Here is a 19,423-nt window from a genome sequence, read left to right as displayed (position 1 = left end):
TCCGCCGCTCCTACAGACAGTTCCAAGGGCTATGGAAGAATCACTTCCGCCATGACCACCCTCACCTTCCGCAACGCCACCGCCGCCGACGTCGACGTCCTCGTCCCCCTGGTCACCTCCGCCTACCGCGGCGACGCCAGCCGTGCCGGCTGGACCACCGAGGCCGACTTCCTCGACGGCAACCGCATCGACCCCGACGTGCTGCGCGCCGACATCGAGCGCCCGCGCAGCCGCGTGGTGCTGGCCGAACGCGACGGCGTGCTGCTCGCCTGCGCCCACGTCGCCGACGAGGACGGCCACGGCTACTTCGGCATGTTCGCCGTCGTGCCCTGGCTGCAAGGCGGCGGCATCGGCAAGGCGCTGCTGGCCGAGTGCGAGCGCATCGTGCGCGACGACTGGCGGCTGGCGGACATGCGCATGACCGTGATCGACATCCGCGACGAACTGATCGCCTTCTACGAGCGCCGCGGCTACCGCCGCACCGGCATCCACAAGCCGTTCCCGCACGGCGACGAACGCTTCGGCATCGCCAAACGCGACGACCTGCGCTTCGAAGTCCTCGAGAAGGCGCTGTAGGAGCGGCGGAAGCCGCGATCGCCGTCCAGGCGTCCATGGAGGATTCCAGCGGCGACCTGTTTCGCGGCTTCCGCCGCTCCTACAATGGCCCGGCAATCTTCACGAGCGACCCGCATGCCTGACTGGATCCGCGTCTGCGCAACTTCCGAACTGCTTCCCGGTGAAACCGCGGTGGCCTGGGACGGCGACACGCCGATCATCGTGTTCAACGTCGATGGCGACTTCTACGCGCTCGAGGACCGCTGCAGCCACGAGGATTTCGAGCTGTCCGCCGGCGACTTCGACGGCGGCGACGCGACGATCGAATGCACCCTGCACGGCGCGAAGTTCGACGTCCGCGACGGGCGCGCCCTGTGCGCGCCCGCCTACGAGCCGGTGGCCAAGTTCCCGGTGAAGGTCGAGGACGGCGCGGTGTGGACGCGCGACGACAGGTAAGCCCCCCCACCCGTCCGTAGGATGGGTAGAGCCGCAGGCGAAACCCATCGCGCCCGCGAGATGCCTCCTCTGGATTAGCGGCTGAGATGATGGGTTTCGCTGCGCTCTACCCATCCTACGAATGGCGTTGGCCAAAAGAAGATATTGCGAATAATTCTCGTTTGCGGTTGAATACGCGCACTCCGCCACCCGCCCCGGCGCCACGTCCCCGCTGAAGGACGCCGCGCGCCGCCGCTGGCAGCGTCGAGCCAGAGCCGCCCCCAGCCCGCCTTCCCAGGCCAGCCACGAGGTCCCGGACGCCCTCTGCATCCGCATGTGCGGATGCGGCCGCGCGTCGCCCATTCCCACGAAGACACCCATGTCCCACATCAAGAGTCGCAAGCACGCCGTTCCGAGCACGAAGTCGCCGCAGTCCCTCACCGCCGCCACCCTGCTGACCAGCCTCGCGCTGGGCGTGCCGGCCGGCGCCATGGCCGCTGACGTGGCCTCCGGCCCGAGCCCCGAGCCGCAGACGACGACCCTCGACAAGATCGACGTGCACGGCGAGCGCATCAAGCGCTACTCGGCCGACCAGGCGTCCTCGCCCAAGTTCACCCAGCCGCTGGTCGACACCACGCAGACGATCCAGGTCATCGGCAGCGACCTGTTCAACGAGCAGGGCGCGACCACGCTCACCGAGGCGCTGCGCAACAGCCCCGGCGTGGGCACGTTCTATGTCGGCGAGAACGGCAACACCACCACCGGCGATGCGGTCTACATGCGCGGCTTCGACACCTCCAGCAGCATCTTCGTCGACGGCATCCGCGATCTCGGCTCGATCTCGCGCGACGTGTTCAACATCGAGCAGATCGAAGTCGCCAAGGGCCCTGCGGGCACCGACAATGGGCGCACCGCGCCCAGCGGCGCGATCAACCTGGCCACCAAGCAGGCCTTCCAGCGCGACTACAACGCCGCATCGCTGTCGCTGGGCACCGACGACCAGCGCCGCGCCACGGCCGATTTCAACAACGCGTTCGGCAACGGCGCCGCGCTGCGCATCAACCTGATGGCGCAGGACAGCGGCGTCCCCGGCCGCGACGAAGTCACCAACAAGCGCTGGGGCATCGCGCCGTCGCTCGCGTTCGGCCTGGACACGGCCACCCGCGTGTACTTCAACCTGCTGCACGTCGAGCAGGACAACGTGCCCGACGGCGGCGTGCCGACGATCGGCCTGCCCGGCTACACCAGCCCGGACCCGGCGCGCCCGCAGATCGGCGCCGCGCCGCGCGTGGACAGCGAGAACTTCTACGGCACCACGTCGGACCACGACGACGTCACCGCCGACATGTTCACCGCACGCGTCGAGCACGACTTCTCCGATCGCACGCGCCTGCAGAACACCACCCGCTGGGGTCGCTCGAAGCAGGAGTACATGCTGACCGCGTTCATGGCCTCGCGGGATCCTGCGCGCTTCTCCACGCCTGACCTGGACGACCCGACCACCTGGGAGCTGGCGCGCAGCCTGCCGACCTTCAAGGACCAGACCAGCGAGATCGTCGCCAACCACACCAACCTCACCACGCAATTCGGCTCCGGCGACGTGCGGCACGACCTGAGCACCGGCGTGGAGTTCAGCCGCGAGAAGCTCGACAGCATCGGCGTCGGCGCGCTGGACGGCACCGCCTGGCCGGCGGCGAACCTCTATGCCCCGGACCCGCACGTGACCGGGCTCGAGTGGGGCAGGACCGGCGCGTCCAGCCGCGGCAAGACCGACACCATCGCCGCGTATGCCTTCGACACGATCAAGTTCGGCGAGCGCTGGCAGGTCAACGGCGGCGTGCGCTTCGACCACTACGACACCGACTTCAGCAGCATGGTGGCCTGCGGTGGCCGCCGCGGCCCCGACTGCGGCAGCCTGCCGCCGGGCAGCATCGTGCCCGGTGAGGACGCCAACGCATCCGACACGCTGTTCAACTGGAAGCTCGGCGCGCTGTACAAGCCGGCGGAGAACGGCAGCGTCTACGCCAACTACGCGATCTCGCAGCAGCCGCCCGGCGGCAGCAGCCTGGAGCTGAGCAGCAGCGCCAGCAACGCCAACAACCCTGTCTTCGACCCGCAGAAGGCGAAGACCGCCGAGGTCGGCACCAAGTGGCAGCTGTTCGACAACAGCCTGCTGCTGACCGCCGCGCTGTACGACACGCGGGTGACCAACGAGATCGTGCAGGACCCGATCGACCAGCAGTACTACCAGAGCGGCGAAAAGCGCGTGCGCGGCGTCGAGCTGGGCGCGGTGGGCCGGATCAGCGAGCATTGGATGGTGTCCGCGGGCCTCACCACCATGGACACCGAGGTCATCGACGCGCCGCCGGTCACCAACGATGGCAGTTCCGTGCTGACCTACACGCCGGACAAGGCGGGCACGGTGTGGACGACGTACGCGTTCCCCTTCGGCCTGACCATCGGCGGCGGCGTGCGCTACAGCGGCGAGATGAAGCGCGGCCGCGACGGCGCGCCGGGCACGCCGGAGTTCGTCAAGTCGCACACCGTGTGGGACCTGGTCGCCAGCTACGCCTTCAGCAAGGACTTCGACCTGCGCTTGAACGCCTGGAACCTGTTCGACAAGGACTACGTGGCGGCGATCAACAAGAGCGGCTACCGTTACACGCCCGGCGCGCCGCGCTCGGTGCTGCTGACGGCCAACTTCCGCTTCTGACGCGGTCGCGGGCCACCACGGCGCCTTCCGCGGCAGGAAGGCGCCTTCGCATCCCGAGGCATCCATGCTCCTGCACGTTCCCGCCATCCTCGACGCCGCGCAGATCGCGCATTTGCGCAAGGCGCTGGACGGCGGCGAGTGGATCGACGGCAAGGCGACCGTCGGCGCGCAGGGCGCGCAGGTCAAGCGCAACCAGCAGCTGGCCGACGGCTCGCCGCTGGCGCGCGAACTCGGTGCCGCGGTGCTTGCGGCGCTGGCCGCCAGCCCGCTCTACCACTCGGCGGTGCTGCCGCTGCGCACGCTGCCGCCGCGCTTCAACCGCTACCAGGGCGGCGGCACCTACGGGCTGCACGTCGACGGCTCGGTGATGCACGTCGCGGTGCCCGGGCAGCCGCCGGGTACGCTGCGCACGGACGTGTCGTGCACGCTGTTCCTGTGCGAACCGGACGAGTACGACGGCGGCGAGCTGGTGATCCACGACACCTACGGCGAGCACGAGGTCAAGCTGCCGGCCGGCGACCTGGTCATCTATCCGTCGAGCAGCCTGCACCGGGTCGAACCGGTCACGCGCGGCGCGCGGCTCGCCTCCTTCTTCTGGGTGCAGAGCCTGATCCGCGACGACAGCCAGCGGCGGATCCTGTTCGAACTCGACGCCTCGATCCAGAGCCTCACCCAGGCCGGCGCCGACCGCGCCGCGCTGCTGCAGCTGACCGGCGTGTACCACAACCTGCTGCGGCAGTGGGCGGAGACCTGAGGCAAGGGTGATTCGCGCCCTGGCGGCGCGCGCGGCGTTACGCCAGATCCGCCGAGCCGGCACGACTCCGAAAGACCAGGACCGGCAGCGAACGCGGACGCACGGCGATCACCGCAGCCATTTGTGAGAATGATTCTCATCCATGCTTTATACTGGCGTCATTCCACCCTCGAAACCATCCCTTGTCATCCTCTCTTTCCACCGACCCCGGCACCGGCCAGCAGCGCCGCGGTTTCTGGCTGCGCACGCTGCACCAGTGGCACTGGATCAGCTCGGCAGTGTGCCTGGTGGGCATGCTGCTGTTCGCGGTCACCGGCATCACGCTCAACCACGCGGCGAAGATCGAGGGCGATCCGCAGGTGAGCAACCGCACGGCCACGCTGCCCGCGCCGCTGCTGCGGGCGCTGGCAGGGGCACCGGCGGAAGGCAACGCGCCGCTGCCCGGCGCGGTAACCGAGTGGCTCGACGACGAGCTCGGCACCTCCATCGGCACACGCCCGGCCGAGTGGACGGAAGACGAGGTCTACCTGTCGATGCCCGGCCCCGGCGCCGATGCGTGGCTGGCCATCCAGCGCGAGGACGGCGCGGTCGAGTACGAGCACACCGGCCGCGGCTGGATCTCCTATCTCAATGACCTGCACAAGGGCCGCAACGCCGGGCCGGCGTGGGGCTGGTTCATCGACGTGTTCGCGATCGCCTGCGTGGTGTTCACCGTCACCGGCCTGTTCCTGCTGCAGATGCACGCGCGCCAGCGCCGCATGACCTGGCCGTATGTCGGCCTCGGGCTGCTGGTGCCGGTGCTGCTCGCACTGCTGTTCATCCACTGATCCCCCATTCCAAGCACTGACGAGGTTCCAATGCGCGTCCAGCTCACCATCGCCCTCAGCGGCCTGCTCGCCATGCCGGCCTATGCCGCGCAGTTCGAGGTCGACGTCCAGATCCCGCAGATGCGGGTCGCCGAGTACCACCGCCCCTACGTCGCGGTCTGGATCGAGGGCGCCGGCAACAAGTCCGTCGCCGACCTCGCCGTCTGGTACCAGGACAAGGACACCAAGGAAGGCCACGGGACCAAATGGCTGCCCGACCTGCGCCAGTGGTGGCGCCGCTCCGGCCGCACCCTCGACCTGCCCGTGGACGGCGTCACCGGGCCCACGCGCCCGGCCGGCGAGCACGCGCTGGACTTCGACACCTCCGACCCGCGGCTGGCGAAGCTCGCGCCCGGCGAATACACGCTGGTGGTCGAGGCAGTGCGCGAGGTCGGCGGTCGCGAGCTGCTGAAGATCCCCTTCACCTGGCCGGCCGCCGCGCCGCAGTCCGGCAAGGCGCAGGGCAAGACCGAACTCGGCGCGGTCGCGCTGACGATCACGCCCTGAACCGCCCTGCCCCGATCCATCCAGATTCCCGCATCCAAGTCCCGGAGAACACATGAAGCGTTCCCTCGTCCCCGCAATCACCATCGCCCTCGCCCTCGCCACCGCGCTCCCGACCGCCGCCTTCGCGCACAAGGCCTGGCTGCTGCCGTCGCAGACCGTGGTCGCCGGCGACGCGCCCTGGATCACCGTCGACGCGGCGGTGTCCAACGACCTGTTCTACTTCAACCACGTGCCGCTGCGGCTGGACAACGTCGCGGTCATCGCGCCCGACGGCAGCAAGGTGGAGACGCACAACGGCGCCACCGGCAAGTACCGCAGCGTGTTCGACGTGCAGCTCGAGCAGGAAGGCACCTACCGCATCGGCGTGACCAACCATTACGTCGTCGCGCGCTGGCAGCAGGACGGCGAGTCGAAGCGCTGGCGCGGCACGGCCGAAACCTTCGCCGAAGTACCGAAGGACGCGAAGGACCTGGAGGTCAGCGAATCGGTCAGCCGCGTGCAGACCTTCGTCACCAAGGGCTCGCCCACCGACACCGTCCTCAAGCCCGAGGGCGTCGGCCTGGAACTGGTGCCGGTCACCCATCCCAACGACCTGTACGCCGGCGAAGAGGCAACGTTCCGCCTCCAGGTCGACGGCAAGCCCGCGGCCGGACTGGACGTGGAGATCGTGCGCGGCGACACCCGCTATCGCAACGCGCAGGACGAGATCATCGCCACCACCGACGCCAACGGCCAGTTCAACGTGACCTGGCCGGAAGCCGGCATGTACTGGCTGGAAACCTCGACCCGCGACGACAAGGTGTCGATGCCGCAGGCCACGCAGCGCCGGCTGGGCTACGTCGCCACGCTGGAAGTGCTGCCGCAGTAACGACAACCGGGCCTGCCGCGCCGTCGCATCGCCGACGGCGCGATCGGCCGTCCCGCACTTGAACCACGTCCCCGCCACCGGCGACCGCGCCGTCCATGCGCTGTACGGCGAAACCATGGGCACGCGCTGGCGCGTGTGCCTGGTCGCCGGCACGCGCATGTCGCTGCAACCGCTGCACGACGCCGTGCAGGCCACGCTCGACCGGGTCGTCGCGCAGATGAGCACCTGGGAAGCGGACTCGGACATCAGCCGCTACAACCGCGCCGAAGCCGGCATCTGGCAGGCGCTGCCGCAGCCGTTCTTCGACGTGCTGCGCTGCGCGCTGGACATCGCCGAGGCCAGCGGCGGCGCCTACGATCCGACGATCGGGCCGCTGGTCGACCTGTGGGGATTCGGCGCCGGCTCGCGCGGGCATCGCGTCCCCGACAACGCCGAAATCGAAGCCGCGCGCGTGCGCATCGGCTGGCGCAGGGTAGCGCTGCGCGACGACCCACCCGCGGTGCTGCAGCCTGGCGACGTGGCGCTGGATCTTTCGGCGATCGCCAAGGGTTACGGCGTGGACGCGGTCGTCGCGCGCCTGCGCGATCACGGCATCACCGGCGCGCTGGTCGACGTCGGCGGCGAACTGGCCGGCTATGGCCGCAAGCCCGACGACACGTCGTGGCGGGTGCTGGTCGAGACGTCCCCGGAAGCCGATGACGCCGATCCTTGCGTACTGTCGCTCGACGGTTTCGCGGTGGCCACGTCCGGCGTGCGCTGGCATCGCTTCGAACGCGACGGGCGCAGCTACGCGCACACGCTGGACCCGCGCAGCGGGGCGCCGGTCGAACATGCGCCGGCGGCGGTGACCGTGATCGCGGACGACGCGATGCACGCCGATGCCTGGGCCACCGCGCTGACGGTGATGGGCGTCGAAGACGGTTTCACGTTCGCGCAGGCGCACGGACTGGCCGCGCGCTTCGTCGCCGCGGAAGCCGGGGCCGGCGGCACCCGGATGACCCCGGCCTTCGCCGCCCGGCTCGCACCATGATCGCGAGCACGACCGCCGCGCGACGCATGCCGCCCGCAACCGTCGGCAACGGGCTGGTCCTGCTTGGCCTGCTCGCACTCGCGCTGGCCTTCCTGCCGCTGCACGACGACGCCTGGTGGCCGGCATCGCCGCTGCCCGCGCACTGGGCGTGGGCGGCGATTGCTGTGGCGTTCTACGTCGGCGCCAGCGGCTGGCTGCTGTGGCGCTCGCGACCGCGTCGCGATCGCGAGGCCACCAACGGCGGACCGCAGCTGCTGGTTGCCTGGGCCAGCCAGACCGGCTTCGCCGGGCAGCTCGCCGAACGCACCGCCGCCACGCTTGCCGGCGCCGGCATCGGCGTTCGGCTATGCGAGCTGGCCGACCTCGACGCGGCGACGCTGGCGACCACCTCGCGCGCGCTGTTCGTGGTCAGCACCACCGGTGAAGGCGACCCGCCCGACCCCGCGCTGGCCTTCGTCCGCGACGTGCTGGCGGCGCCCGCCGCGCTGCCGACGCTGGAATTCGCCGTGCTCGCGCTGGGCGACCGCGAGTACGACCACTTCTGCGGCTTCGGCCATCGCCTCGACCAGTGGCTGCGCCGCGCCGGCGCGAAGCCGCTGTTCGACCTGGTCGAAGTCGACAACGGCGACGCCGGCGCGCTGCGCCACTGGCAGCACCACCTCGGCCTGCTCGCGCAGGCGCCGGAACTGCCGGACTGGTCGCCAGTGGCCTACGAGCCGTGGCAGCTGCGCGAGCGCGCCGAGCTCAATCCGGGCAGCGCCGGCGGGCCGGTGTTCGACCTCACCCTCGCCCCGCCCGCGCAGGCGCGCCCGGCATGGCAGGCCGGTGACATCGCCGAGATCGGCCCGCGCAATTCCAACGATGCCGTCGATGCGCTGCTCGCCGTGCTCGGTCTCGCGGCGGACAGCATCGTCGACTTCGGCGGCAAGCCCCGCCCGCTCGCCGAAGCGCTGTCGCGCGCGCACCTGCCCGACCCGGCCGAAGTCGCCGGCCTCGATGCACGGACGCTGGCCGATGCGCTCAAGCCGCTGCCACACCGCGAGTACTCGATCGCCTCGATGCCGCACGAGGGCAAGCTGCAGCTTCTGGTGCGCCACATGCGCCGCCCCGACGGCCGCAGCGGCCTGGGCAGCGGCTGGCTGTGCGAGCACGCCGCCCCCGGCGCCACCGTCGACCTGCGCATCCGCGCCAACCCCAACTTCCACCCGCCGGCGCCGGAGCGGCCGCTGGTCCTGGTCGGCAACGGCACCGGCATCGCCGGCCTGCGCGCCCACCTGTCCGCGCGCGTGCAGGCAGGCGCGAGCCGCAACTGGCTGCTGTTCGGCGAACGCAACCGCGACCGCGACTTCCACTACCACGCCGACATCGAACGCTGGCAGTCGGAAGGCTTCCTCGAACGCCTCGACCTCGCCTTCTCCCGCGACGGCGCGCAACGCCGCTACGTGCAGCACGCCCTGCGCGACGCCGCCGACACCCTGCGCGCATGGATCGATGACGGCGCCGCGATCTTCGTCTGCGGCAGCCTGCAGGGCATGGCGCCCGGCGTGGACGCCGCCCTGCGCGAAATGCTGGGCGACGCGCGGGTCGAACAGCTGCTGCTCGACGGACGCTACTGCCGCGACGTGTATTGACGCTGGTCCGCAGCAACCAGGCGCAGCAGCTCAACCCGCAAGCACATCCAGCCGCACCACCAGCAGCTCACCCCCACCATCGAGCAGGCAGCGCGTCCGCTCCGGCTCCACCAGGAGCGCGGTATCCCCGGCCTGCATCAACGGCAGCCCGGATGCCACGTCGAACCGCGCCTCCCCCGCCAGCAGGTGCAGCGCCCACGTCGTCCCCGGTTCGGCGAAGAACACCATCGGCCCGACCAGCGGCCGATGCAGCAGTTCGGCCGTGACCGCGTCGCGGCGCCACATCAGGTTGAAGTCGTGCGTGGGCCCGTCGACCAGTTCGCCTGTCAGCGGCCGCTCGCCGGCAAAGCGCAGGCGGTCGTGCGGCGGTTCGAGCAGGTGCGACTCGCCGTCGTCGAAGCGCAGGCGCAGGCCGTTGCCGCGCAGCAGGACCAGTTCGCGATCGACGCCGGGAAACGCGGAGAACGGCGCATCGCGCTCGATCTCGGCAATCGAAAGCCGCCAGGCCCAGTCGCCGGCGGGATCGGGGCGGTGCGCGTGGATCTCGCGGGTCCAGCCCAAGCCATTGCGCCATCGCTCGCGGCGGTACTCGTTGGCGGCGATGACGCGGGACATGCCGCCAGTGTAGCCATACCGGCCTCCACGCCCGCGGCGGCGGCGCGAAAAGCTGTGCGCGGGCTCCTGAAGCAGCGGCGTCCCGACCGGGACATGCTCCCCGGCTCGGTAGGACCGCAGCTGCGCGGCTCCCCAGACCGGCGCAGCGCGCCGGGCATATTCGCACGGGCGCGCGCAAGCAGCCCGTGCTCATCCATGCCTGGCTCGCCGCCGCAGGCCATCCACGGCCTGCGTCCGCATCCCCCGGTCGGGACGTCGCGCCGGCGATTCACTGTCATGGCTTCTTCATCAGCAACCGAAGATCAAGAGCCGTCGGGGACGTAACCCCGACCTACGCGGCTTCAACCGAAGCGACGAAGGTCACGTCAAGGTGAGCCGTGTCCTGTCGGCCGGGGGCCGCGACAAGCGCGCCATGGATGGCGCGCGCCCTCGTCAGGACAGGATGTCCTGCCGAGGGAGAAGCGGCCCCCGGCCGACAGGACACGGCGACCCACCGGAGCCCGCATGAGCAACCGCTCGGTCGCCCGCCCCCCCTCAGATGGGTGAAGAACAAAAAAAAGCCACCCGCGCCGCACTGTCCAGTACGGCCCGGGTGGCAAAACGTCCCTGTAGGGCGTCATGCCCGTTCCAGCGGAGCCTCCGGCTCCCGACCGCCGGTCCCCGCCTTCCGTGGCGGGGCCGGTGACGACCAATCCCTCAGCGGCTCGCGGCGCCCATGTTCGCCCCTGCCCCCGACTTGCTCACCGGCTTGGCCTTCCTCTCACCACCGAACGTGACGCGATCGCGGTTCTTCTCGACCGTCTTCAGGCCGATGCCCTTGACCATTGCCAGCTGCTCGGCGCTCTTGAACGCACCGTGCTTTTTCCGGTACGCAACGATCGCCTCGGCCTTGGCCGGGCCGACGTTGACCAGGGCGCGGTCGATGGTGTCCACGTCGGCGGTGTTGATGTTGATCCGCTCCCCGGCCAGCGCGCCGCCGGCCAGCACGAGCGACAGCAGCAGCGAGGTCAGGATGGTCTTGATGGATGTCATAGCAGAACTCCTTGTAGTGGTGGATTCGCAGAGGTTGATTCCATTCCCCGGCGGCCTGTTCCGCCGGTGGAGACAGTCTCCCCGACGGCACTGGCCCTGCCTATCGCCGCATCCCCCGTCTCGATGCAGGAAATCCCCCCACCGCGGAGTAGGAAAATTCCTACACGGCCGGGAGCGTAGAATCGGGACATTGACTCCAGCGAGGCCTTTCCATGGATGCCAGCAAGATCGAAACCTTCGTCGCCGGAAAGTGGGACGACGAGATCGTTCCCCAACTCGTCGAGTACATCCGCATTCCCAACAAGTCGCCGATGTTCGACGCCGACTGGGTGAAGAACGGCTACATGGAGGACGCGGTCAAGCTGATGGAGGCTTGGGCCCGCGCCCAGTCGATCCCGGGCATGGTGCTCGAAGTGGTGCGCCTGGAAGGCCGCACGCCGCTGATCTTCATCGACATCCCCGCCTCGGGCGCGGAAACAGGCGACGACTGCGTGCTGCTGTACGGCCACCTCGACAAACAGCCGGAAATGACCGGCTGGGACGACGACCTCGGCCCGTGGAAGCCGGTGCTCAAGGGCGACAGGTTGTACGGCCGTGGCGGCGCCGACGACGGCTACGCGATCTTCGGCTCGCTGGCCGCTGTCCAGGCGCTGCAAGACCAGGGCGCGCCGCACGCGCGCTGCGTGGTGCTGATCGAGGCCTGCGAGGAGTCGGGCAGCTACGACCTGCCGGCCTACGTCGACCACCTCGCCGACCGCATCGGCAAGCCGTCGCTGGTGGTGTGCCTGGACTCGGGCTGCGGCAACTACGACCAGCTGTGGTGCACCACCTCGCTGCGCGGCCTGGCCGGCGGCAACCTCACCGTCAAGGTACTGGAGGAAGGCGTGCATTCCGGCGACGCCTCCGGCGTGGTCCCGTCGAGCTTCCGCCTGCTGCGGCAGCTGCTCTCGCGCATCGAGGACCCCGACACCGGCCGCATCCTGCCCGAAGGCCTTCAGGCCGAGGTCCCGGCCGACCGCCTGGCGCAGGCGAAGAAGTGCGCCGAAGTGCTCGGCACCGAGGTCTACGACAAGTTCCCGTTCCTGCCGGGAATGACGCCGATGTCCGACGACCTCGACGAACTCGTGCTCAACCGCACCTGGCGCCCGGCGCTGTCGTTGACGGGCATCGACGGCATGCCGTCGCTGGCGTCGGCCGGCAACGTGCTGCGTCCGCATACCGCGGTCAAGCTTTCGCTGCGCCTGCCCCCGACGCTGGACGGCAAGGTCGCCGGCGACGTACTCAAGGACGTGCTGCTGCGCGACCCGCCCAATGGCGCGCAGGTCAGCCTGGAACTGGAGAAGGCGTCGACCGGCTGGAACGCGCCGGCGATGTCGCCGTGGCTGGAAAAGGCCATCGACGCGGCCAGCCAGGAGTTCTACGGCCGGCCGGCGATGTACATGGGCGAAGGCGGCTCGATCCCGTTCATGGGCATGCTCGGCGAGAAGTTCCCGGGCGCGCAGTTCATGATCACCGGCGTGCTCGGCCCGCACTCCAACGCGCACGGGCCCAACGAGTTCCTGCACATCCCGATGGGCAAGAAGGTCACCGCTTCGGTTGCGAGGGTGATCGCCGAGCACCACGCGGCCAGCCTGCGCGGCGAAACCAGCGGCAGCGCCGTCGCCGCCGACAGCGGCGATCGCCACGGCGACCACGGCTGCTGCTGACGATCGGCACTGGCTGCCGGAGGCATGCCTGTTAAGCTCCGGCTCCATCCTCCACCAGAAAGGGGCATGGAATGGAAGGTCTGTTCGACAGCAGCAACTGGCTCTACATCATCCTGATCGGATTCATCGTCGGCGTGCTGGCGCGCCTGCTCAAACCCGGCAAGGACAGCATGGGCATCATCCTGACGACGCTGCTGGGCATCGCCGGCGCGCTGCTGGCGGGCTGGGTCGGGCAGGCGACCGGCTTCTACGAGGCCGGCGAAGCGGCCGGCTTCATCGGTGCCCTGATCGGTGCGATCGTGATCCTGCTCGTCGTCAGCGTGTTCCGGCGCAAGCGCACCACGCTGCCGCCGCGCTGAGCCGCAGTGGGAAACAAAAAGCCGGGCAATGCCCGGCTTTTTGCTACACCTTCGTGGGAGCAGGTTCAGCCGCGAGCCTTGCCTTGGCCCCTCCCCCTGCGAAGGCAGGGGGAGGCTGGAAGGGGGTGGCCACGGTTCGAGCTGATCCAGAAGGCACCCCTCCCCAACCCGTCCGGCCATCGAGCACAGCTCGATGGCGTTCGTCGGGCCGCGAACCGGTGGTTCGCAAGCGGCCCTCCTCACCCCCTGCCTTCGCAGGGGAGGGAGCTGGAAGCTCGCGCCTGAATCCTACGAGCGCCCGTACACGTCCTCGTAACGGACGATGTCGTCCTCGCCCAGGTAGTCGCCGGACTGCACTTCGATCAGCTCCAGCATCTGCGTGCCGGGGTTTTCCAGCCTGTGCTTCGCGCCCAGCGGGATGTAGGTCGACTGGTTGGCGTGCAGGTCGAACACGTCGTTGTCGCGCGTCACCCGCGCCGTGCCGCGGACCACGATCCAGTGCTCGGCGCGATGCTTGTGCGACTGCAGCGACAGGCGCGCGCCGGGCTTGACCTTGATCCGCTTGACCTGGAAGCCGTCGTCCTGGTCGACCGAGTCGTAGCTGCCCCAGGGCCGGTGCACCTCGCGGTGCAGCACCGCGTGGCTGCGCTGCTCGGCCTTGAGCCTGGCGACGACGTCCTTGACCTGCTGCACCCGGTCCTTGCGCGCGACCAGTACCGCGTCGTCGGTCTCGACCACCACCAGGTCGTCCACGCCCACCAGCGCCACCAGCCGCCGCGCGTAGGCGTAACTGTTGTGGCTGTCGACCGCGATCACGTCGCCGTGGCGGGCGTTGCCGTCGCCGTCCTGCTCGCTGACGTCCCACAGCGCCGACCACGAGCCGACGTCGTTCCAGCCGATGTCGACCGGCAGCACCATCGCGCGATCGGTCTTCTCCATCACCGCGTAGTCGATCGAATCCGACGGGCTGGCGGCGAACGCGGCCTTGTCGAGGCGGATGAAGTCGCCGTCGCGCTGCGCGGCATCGAAGGCGGCGCGCACGGCGGCGAGGATGTCGGGGCGGAAGCGTTCGAGTTCGGCCAGGTAGCGCGAGGCACGGAACATGAACATGCCGCTGTTCCAGTAATAGCCGCCGGCGTCGAGATACTGCTGCGCGGTGGCCGCATCGGGCTTCTCGACGAAGCGCAGCACGCGGCGCACGCCGGCGGTGTCGCCCGATTGGACGGCTTCGGACTGGATGTAGCCGAAGCCGGTTTCCGCCGACTCGGGCACGATGCCGAAGGTCACCAGCGCGCCCTCCCCGGCCGCCGGCGCGGCGGCACGCACCGCTTCGCGAAACGCCGATGCATCGCGCACGACATGGTCCGATGGCAACACCAGCAGCAGCGGGTCTTCGCCCTGGGCGGAGGCCTGCAGCGCGGCGGCCGCGATCGCCGGCGCCGTGTTGCGACCGACCGGCTCGAGCAGGATCGCCGCGTGCTCCACGCCCACCTGGCGCAGCTGTTCGGCGGCGAGGAAGCGGTGCTCCTCGTTGGCGACCACGATCGGCGCCGCGCCCGCGGCCAGTCCAGCGACCCGCTGCCAGGTGTCCTGCAGCATGGTGTGTTCGCCGGCCAGCGGCAGGAACTGCTTGGGATAGGCCTCGCGCGACAGTGGCCACAGGCGGGTGCCGGAGCCGCCCGACAGCAGGACGGGCAGGAGCCGAAGATCTTGTCCGGACATCATTGATTCCATCGAAAACGGATGCGGGCAGTTTACCCTGTGCCCCCGAATGCTTCCGTTGCCAGGAGACCGGATGCCCCTGCCCGCCGCACCCCCGCCACGCGAGACGCAAAGACTCGACTGGGCGCGCGCCGCCAGCGGCCATCCGGGCATGGGCCTGCAGCGCGCGTCCGTCGACGCCGGTTTCCGCAGCTACTGGCGCACCACGTGCGCCGCGCCCTCGTGCATCGTCATGGACGCGCCGCCCGGGCTCGAGGACCTGCGTCCGTGGCTGCGCGTACGCGACCTGCTCGAAGCCGGCGGCGTGCGCGTGCCGCAGGTGCTGGCACGCGACCTCGAACAGGGATTCCTGCTGCTCGAAGACCTCGGCGGCCCGACCCTGGCCCAGGTCATCGACGCGGACAATGCCGACGCGCACTTCGACGCCGCGATCGGGCAACTGCTGAGCCTGCAGGCAATCGCGCCGCCGGACGACATGGGCGCATTCGACGAAGCCCTGCTGCAGCGTGACGCCGGCCTGTTCGAGCAGTGGTTCCTGCGCCGCCACCTGGGCCTGCAGCTTGACTGCGACATCCTCGACCGGCTCGAACTCGCGCAGCGCCGGCTGATGGACAACGCGCTCGCGCAGCCGCGAGTGCTAGTACACCGCGACTTCATGCCGCGCAACCTGATGCCCACGACGCCGGGTCCGGCCGTGCTCGATTTCCAGGACTGCGTGCGCGGGCCGATCGCCTACGATCCGGTCAGCCTGTTCAAGGACGCCTTCCTCGACTGGCCACTGGCGCGCGTCGACGGCTGGCTGCGCGATTACCACGCGCGCGCATCGGATGCCGGATTGCCCGTCCCGCCGCTCGACGTCTTCCTGCGCGACGCCGACTGGATGGGCGTGCAGCGCCACCTCAAGATCCTCGGCATCTTCGCCCGCCTGCACCATCGCGACGGCAAGTCGCGCTACCTGGCCGACGCACCGCGCTTCATCGGCTACCTGGACGAGGTACTGCCCCGGCACCCGCAGCTGCAGCCGCTGGCCGAACTGCTCGAACGGCACGTGAAACCCGCGATGCAGGCGCTGGCCGCATCATGAAGGCGCTGATCTTCGCCGCGGGCCTCGGCGAACGCATGCGCCCGCTGACCGACACCACGCCCAAGCCGCTGCTGGTCGCCGGCGGCAAGCCGCTGATCGCCTGGCACCTGGAAAAGCTCGCCGCGCTCGGCGTGCGCGAGGTAGTGGTCAACGTGTCCTGGCTGGCCGGGCAGTTCCCGCAGGTGCTCGGCGATGGTGAGCGCTGGGGACTGCGCATCCGCTATTCGGACGAAGGCCCGGTGCCGCTGGAAACCGGCGGCGGCATGCATCGTGCGCTGCAGCTGCTGCGCGACGGTGACGGCGACGAACCGTTCATCGCCGTCAACGGCGACATCTGGACCGACCACGACTTCGCCCGCCTGCCGCGCGAACCGGTCGGCGACGCACACCTGGTGCTCGTCGACAACCCGGCGCATCACCCCTGCGGCGATTTCCTGCTCGACGCCGACGGCCAGGTCGCCGCCGAAGGCGAGCCGCGCCTGACGTTCGCCGGCATCGGCGTCTATCGCCCGTCGCTGCTCGCAAACTGGCGCGACGTGATCGGCGACGCGCCCGGCGCAGGATCGACGCCGCCGAGGTTCAGGCTCGCACCGCTGCTGCGCGCCGCGATGGATCGGTCGCGCGTCAGCGGCGAACACCATCGCGGCCGCTGGACGGACGTCGGCACGCCGCAGCGGCTGGCGATGCTCGACGCGACGCTGGCCTGATCGGCAATTGCACGATCGTCCGCCACCGGCTGCGACGGTTTCCAGCTCCGGTGCGTACCTTGATGCAATGCCCGATATCGACGACAGGGACGACGAGACACAGCTGGTCCGCCGCGCGCGGAGAGGGCAGGAAGCGGCGTTCGCCGAGATCTATCGTCGCCACGCGCGCGCGATCCACTCGCTCGCACTGCGCCTGACCGGCAACCACGCGACCGCCGAGGACATCACCCAGGAATGCTTCCTGAAGATGCTGCAGTTCCTCGGCGGCCTGCGTCCCGGCACCCCGCTGCGGCCCTGGCTCAAGCGCGTCGCGGCCAACGCCGCGATCGACCGGCTCCGCCGCGACAAGCGCCTGGTCGCCCTCGACGACGACGAGGCGCAGCCCGCGAACGGGCCGGAACCCGCGCTCCACGCCGAATCGATCGGCCTGCTGCGACGGTTGACGCCCGTGGAACGTACCGTGATATGGCTGCATGCGATGGAGGGCTGGTCGCATCCGGAGCTGGGCCGGCGCTTCGGTCGCAGCGAGAGCTGGTCGAAGTCGATCGTCTCGCGCGGCCTGTCGCGGCTGCGACTCGAACTGGATGAACCACTGGACGAACCACACTCCCATGACGACCCCTGACGACCTGTTGCAAGACCACCTCCGGCAGCTGCCGGACGCACCACTGCCCGCCGGCCTGTGGCAGCGCGTCAACGGCGCGCGCGGCCGCATGCGGCGGCGGCGCATCAGCATCGCCGCGACGACGCTGGCGGTAGCCGTCGTGGCCGCGCTGTCGCCGCTGATGCGGTCGCCCGCGCCCGATGCACCACGGACTGCACGGCCGATGGTGGCTACGGCCCCCGCCACGCAGGTCCCGGCCGCCGTGGAAGTCGAACTGCGTGCAATCGACCGTGCCCTGCAGGCCGGCTATGCCCGCAACGCCCCCGACGACGAACTCGAACCGCTCTGGGCGCAGCGCCAGCGCCTGCTCGCCGGCAATGACGGCACTTCCAGGAACCCGCAGCCCCGCGGCCTGCGCATCTGACCCGAGGATCACCCGATGTCCATTTCCCGCATTCCCATGCTCCTCGCCTGCCTTGCCTTCTCCGGCATCCTGCCTGCCGCCGCCCAGACCGACGACGGGGTCGAAGCGGAAGTGGACGCCGCGCTGCTGAACCTGGCCGAACGCGGCGCGCTGGGCAGCTTCGACCAGCCGCTCACGATCGCCCGCCCCGCGCAGGTGCGCTACGAACTGGGCGCGGTGGTGGACGTGCGCAAACCCGACCCGCGCGGGATCGAAGTGCTCGCCATCACGCCCGACGGCGCGGCCGCGCGGATGGGACTGAAGACCGGCGACAGGCTGGTGGCGATCAACGACCGGCGCCTCGACGGCGACGCCGCGCCCGCCGGCGTGCTGCGCGATGCGGTGCGCGACGGCAACGGCGCCGTGCGGCTGGTCGCGGCGCGCGGCAAGTCGCGCGTCGAGCTCGACGGCCAGGCGGATGTCGTCGCCGTCCCCGCGTACCAGCTCACCGTCGGTGAAGCGGCTGCGGGCACGGTGGCCGGCTGCGGATACGTGTCCGATTCCTCGCTGCCGCCCCGCAGCAAGGGTTTATTCAACGCACAGATCACCCAGGTCGACGGGCGCAGCACGCCGCTGGGGGGCATCAACCGCGTGCGCGTGGCGAGCGGGCAGCACGTTTTGACGATCGGCGAGCAGATCCCCGGATATCGGCTGAGCATGATGCAGAACCGGTATCGGATCCGGACCCAGAAACGCATGATGGCTCGCGTCCTCAAGCCGCTGATAGTCGACATCAAGCCGGACACCGAGTACCGCATCGGCGTGCGCCTGCGCAAGGATCGGCTGGACTACGCCAGCATCCGCGACAACGAGTACTGGGAGCCGGTGGTGTGGGAGCAGCGCGCCTCCACCTGCCGGTGACGCCGGCCGCGCGGAAGGATTCTCGAACAAGGGGAGGGTGACGAAATGACACGAACATCACTGATCGCATCCGGCCTTGCCGTTGCCTTGTCGCTGCTGCTGCCAGGCCCGGCTTCGGCACGTGACGATGGCCACGCACCGCGCGTGCTGACACTGCAACCGCCGATCGAGCGCGAGGTGATCGGCAACTACATGAGCGTGCCCGGCATCGAACCGGGCATCCTGACCGAAGGCTTCCTGTCGTCCCATCCCGACATGCGCTGGCGGCGCGAGGCCCTGTACTCCTACAACCGCGAGGAGTACGACATCGCGATGGACCAGTTCCTGCGCGCTGCACGTTACGCGGACAAGCCTTCGCAGGCGATGATCGCGGAGATGTACTGGAAGGGCATCGGCGTGCCGCGCGACCGCGAGCTCGGCTACGCCTGGATGGACCTGGCCGCCGAGCGGATGTACCCCAACTTCGTGATCCTGCGCGAGCGCTACTGGGAGCGCCTGGACGCGCAGCAGCGTCGCAACGCGATCGATCGCGGCCAGCCGCTGCTTGCCCAGTATGGCGACGACGACGCCAAGCCACGGATGGAACGGAAGCTTCGGATCGCGAACCACCAGGTCACGGGAAGCCGGCTTGGCTTCATCCGTCCCGGCCTGACTGTCCGGCCCTTCACCGGTCCCCTTGCCGGGCAGACAATTACCGCCGAACTGTATTACAAGCCCGAGTACTGGCGCACGAACCGATACTTCGAATGGCAGGACAAGATGTGGCACGCGCCCGACAAGACCGGCCACGTGGACGTCGGCGACGTCCAGCAGGTCGACGACGCCCCGGAACCCGACCACGGACGCCGCGACAACCACTCCGACCCGGCCGGATAGCACAGCAGAAGCGAAACATTGCGTACGGCCGGAAA

Annotated in this window: 20 protein-coding genes; 17 read left to right on the top strand and 3 right to left on the bottom strand. The window is 69.8% G+C overall.

Annotated elements, in window-relative coordinates; all coding sequences use genetic code 11:
* Positions 1-51 precede the first annotated feature (51 nt).
* From ACFONC_RS12560 to ACFONC_RS12520, 9 genes are all read left to right on the top strand, one after another.
* The gene (locus ACFONC_RS12560; protein WP_386744532.1) at positions 52-576 is read left to right on the top strand and encodes a GNAT family N-acetyltransferase; all 525 of its coding nucleotides are present in this window, start codon (positions 52-54) and stop codon (positions 574-576) included.
* A gap of 114 nt (positions 577-690) precedes the next feature.
* Entirely contained in the window at positions 691-1,011 is a 321-nt protein-coding gene (locus tag ACFONC_RS12555) for a non-heme iron oxygenase ferredoxin subunit (protein ID WP_386744530.1), read from the top strand.
* 358 nt (positions 1,012-1,369) lie between these two features.
* The gene (locus tag ACFONC_RS12550; RefSeq protein ID WP_386744528.1) at positions 1,370-3,703 is read left to right on the top strand and encodes a catecholate siderophore receptor Fiu; all 2,334 of its coding nucleotides are present in this window, start codon (positions 1,370-1,372) and stop codon (positions 3,701-3,703) included.
* A 64-nt stretch (positions 3,704-3,767) separates the two neighbouring features.
* Positions 3,768-4,457: a Fe2+-dependent dioxygenase gene (locus tag ACFONC_RS12545; RefSeq protein WP_386744526.1), complete on the top strand. Its 690-nt coding sequence runs from the start codon at positions 3,768-3,770 to the stop codon at positions 4,455-4,457.
* A 182-nt stretch (positions 4,458-4,639) separates the two neighbouring features.
* Positions 4,640-5,284, top strand: a complete 645-nt coding sequence (locus ACFONC_RS12540) for a PepSY-associated TM helix domain-containing protein (protein WP_386744524.1) — start codon at positions 4,640-4,642, stop codon at positions 5,282-5,284.
* 30 nt (positions 5,285-5,314) lie between these two features.
* Positions 5,315-5,830, top strand: a complete 516-nt coding sequence (locus ACFONC_RS12535; protein WP_386744522.1) for a DUF2271 domain-containing protein — start codon at positions 5,315-5,317, stop codon at positions 5,828-5,830.
* A gap of 52 nt (positions 5,831-5,882) precedes the next feature.
* Positions 5,883-6,698 (top strand): DUF4198 domain-containing protein, encoded by an 816-nt coding sequence (locus ACFONC_RS12530; RefSeq protein ID WP_386744520.1) that lies wholly within the window; start codon positions 5,883-5,885, stop codon positions 6,696-6,698.
* A gap of 115 nt (positions 6,699-6,813) precedes the next feature.
* Positions 6,814-7,728 (top strand): FAD:protein FMN transferase, encoded by a 915-nt coding sequence (locus tag ACFONC_RS12525; protein WP_386744672.1) that lies wholly within the window; start codon positions 6,814-6,816, stop codon positions 7,726-7,728.
* Entirely contained in the window at positions 7,725-9,359 is a 1,635-nt protein-coding gene (locus ACFONC_RS12520) for a sulfite reductase subunit alpha (protein ID WP_386744519.1), read from the top strand. Before ACFONC_RS12525 ends, ACFONC_RS12520 begins: the two co-directional genes overlap by 4 nt.
* Before the next feature lie 30 nt (positions 9,360-9,389).
* On the opposite strand, the gene ACFONC_RS12515 is transcribed toward ACFONC_RS12520, so the two are convergent.
* Both ACFONC_RS12515 and ACFONC_RS12510 read right to left on the bottom strand, forming a co-directional pair.
* Positions 9,390-9,974: a HutD/Ves family protein gene (locus ACFONC_RS12515; RefSeq protein WP_386744517.1), complete on the bottom strand. Its 585-nt coding sequence runs from the start codon at positions 9,972-9,974 to the stop codon at positions 9,390-9,392.
* Positions 9,975-10,670: 696 nt separating this feature from the next.
* The gene (locus ACFONC_RS12510; RefSeq protein WP_386744515.1) at positions 10,671-11,006 is read right to left on the bottom strand and encodes a ComEA family DNA-binding protein; all 336 of its coding nucleotides are present in this window, start codon (positions 11,004-11,006) and stop codon (positions 10,671-10,673) included.
* A 212-nt stretch (positions 11,007-11,218) separates the two neighbouring features.
* On the opposite strand from ACFONC_RS12510, the gene ACFONC_RS12505 reads away from it, so the two are divergent.
* The gene (locus ACFONC_RS12505; RefSeq protein WP_386744513.1) at positions 11,219-12,712 is read left to right on the top strand and encodes a M20 family metallopeptidase; all 1,494 of its coding nucleotides are present in this window, start codon (positions 11,219-11,221) and stop codon (positions 12,710-12,712) included.
* Positions 12,713-12,783: 71 nt separating this feature from the next.
* The gene (locus tag ACFONC_RS12500) at positions 12,784-13,071 is read left to right on the top strand and encodes a GlsB/YeaQ/YmgE family stress response membrane protein (RefSeq protein WP_386744511.1); all 288 of its coding nucleotides are present in this window, start codon (positions 12,784-12,786) and stop codon (positions 13,069-13,071) included.
* A 288-nt stretch (positions 13,072-13,359) separates the two neighbouring features.
* On the opposite strand, the gene ACFONC_RS12495 is transcribed toward ACFONC_RS12500, so the two are convergent.
* Entirely contained in the window at positions 13,360-14,793 is a 1,434-nt protein-coding gene (locus ACFONC_RS12495; protein WP_386744509.1) for a mannose-1-phosphate guanylyltransferase/mannose-6-phosphate isomerase, read from the bottom strand.
* A 73-nt stretch (positions 14,794-14,866) separates the two neighbouring features.
* On the opposite strand from ACFONC_RS12495, the gene ACFONC_RS12490 reads away from it, so the two are divergent.
* The 6 genes from ACFONC_RS12490 to ACFONC_RS12465 all read left to right on the top strand — a co-directional run bounded on the left by ACFONC_RS12490 (position 14,867) and on the right by ACFONC_RS12465 (position 19,388).
* Positions 14,867-15,877 carry an aminoglycoside phosphotransferase family protein gene (locus tag ACFONC_RS12490; protein WP_386744508.1) on the top strand — a complete coding sequence of 337 codons (1,011 nt, stop codon included), beginning with the start codon at positions 14,867-14,869 and terminating at the stop codon, positions 15,875-15,877.
* Complete coding sequence (gene murU / locus ACFONC_RS12485) at positions 15,874-16,584, top strand: N-acetylmuramate alpha-1-phosphate uridylyltransferase MurU (RefSeq protein WP_386744506.1); 711 nt, start codon at positions 15,874-15,876, stop codon at positions 16,582-16,584. The genes ACFONC_RS12490 and murU overlap by 4 nt, the downstream gene beginning before the upstream one ends.
* Positions 16,585-16,651: 67 nt before the next feature.
* Positions 16,652-17,209, top strand: a complete 558-nt coding sequence (locus ACFONC_RS12480) for an RNA polymerase sigma factor (RefSeq protein ID WP_386744504.1) — start codon at positions 16,652-16,654, stop codon at positions 17,207-17,209.
* Positions 17,196-17,612: a hypothetical protein gene (locus ACFONC_RS12475; RefSeq protein WP_386744503.1), complete on the top strand. Its 417-nt coding sequence runs from the start codon at positions 17,196-17,198 to the stop codon at positions 17,610-17,612. The genes ACFONC_RS12480 and ACFONC_RS12475 overlap by 14 nt, the downstream gene beginning before the upstream one ends.
* A gap of 15 nt (positions 17,613-17,627) precedes the next feature.
* Complete coding sequence (locus ACFONC_RS12470) at positions 17,628-18,512, top strand: PDZ domain-containing protein (RefSeq protein ID WP_386744501.1); 885 nt, start codon at positions 17,628-17,630, stop codon at positions 18,510-18,512.
* 45 nt (positions 18,513-18,557) lie between these two features.
* Complete coding sequence (locus ACFONC_RS12465; protein WP_386744499.1) at positions 18,558-19,388, top strand: hypothetical protein; 831 nt, start codon at positions 18,558-18,560, stop codon at positions 19,386-19,388.
* Positions 19,389-19,423: the final 35 nt, after the last annotated feature.

It is taken from the genome of Luteimonas soli (assembly GCF_042648865.1).
GTDB classification, from domain to species: domain Bacteria; phylum Pseudomonadota; class Gammaproteobacteria; order Xanthomonadales; family Xanthomonadaceae; genus Luteimonas; species Luteimonas soli.
The sequence above is the reverse complement of the archived record's forward strand: the minus strand, read 5'-3'. Positions and strand labels throughout refer to the sequence as shown.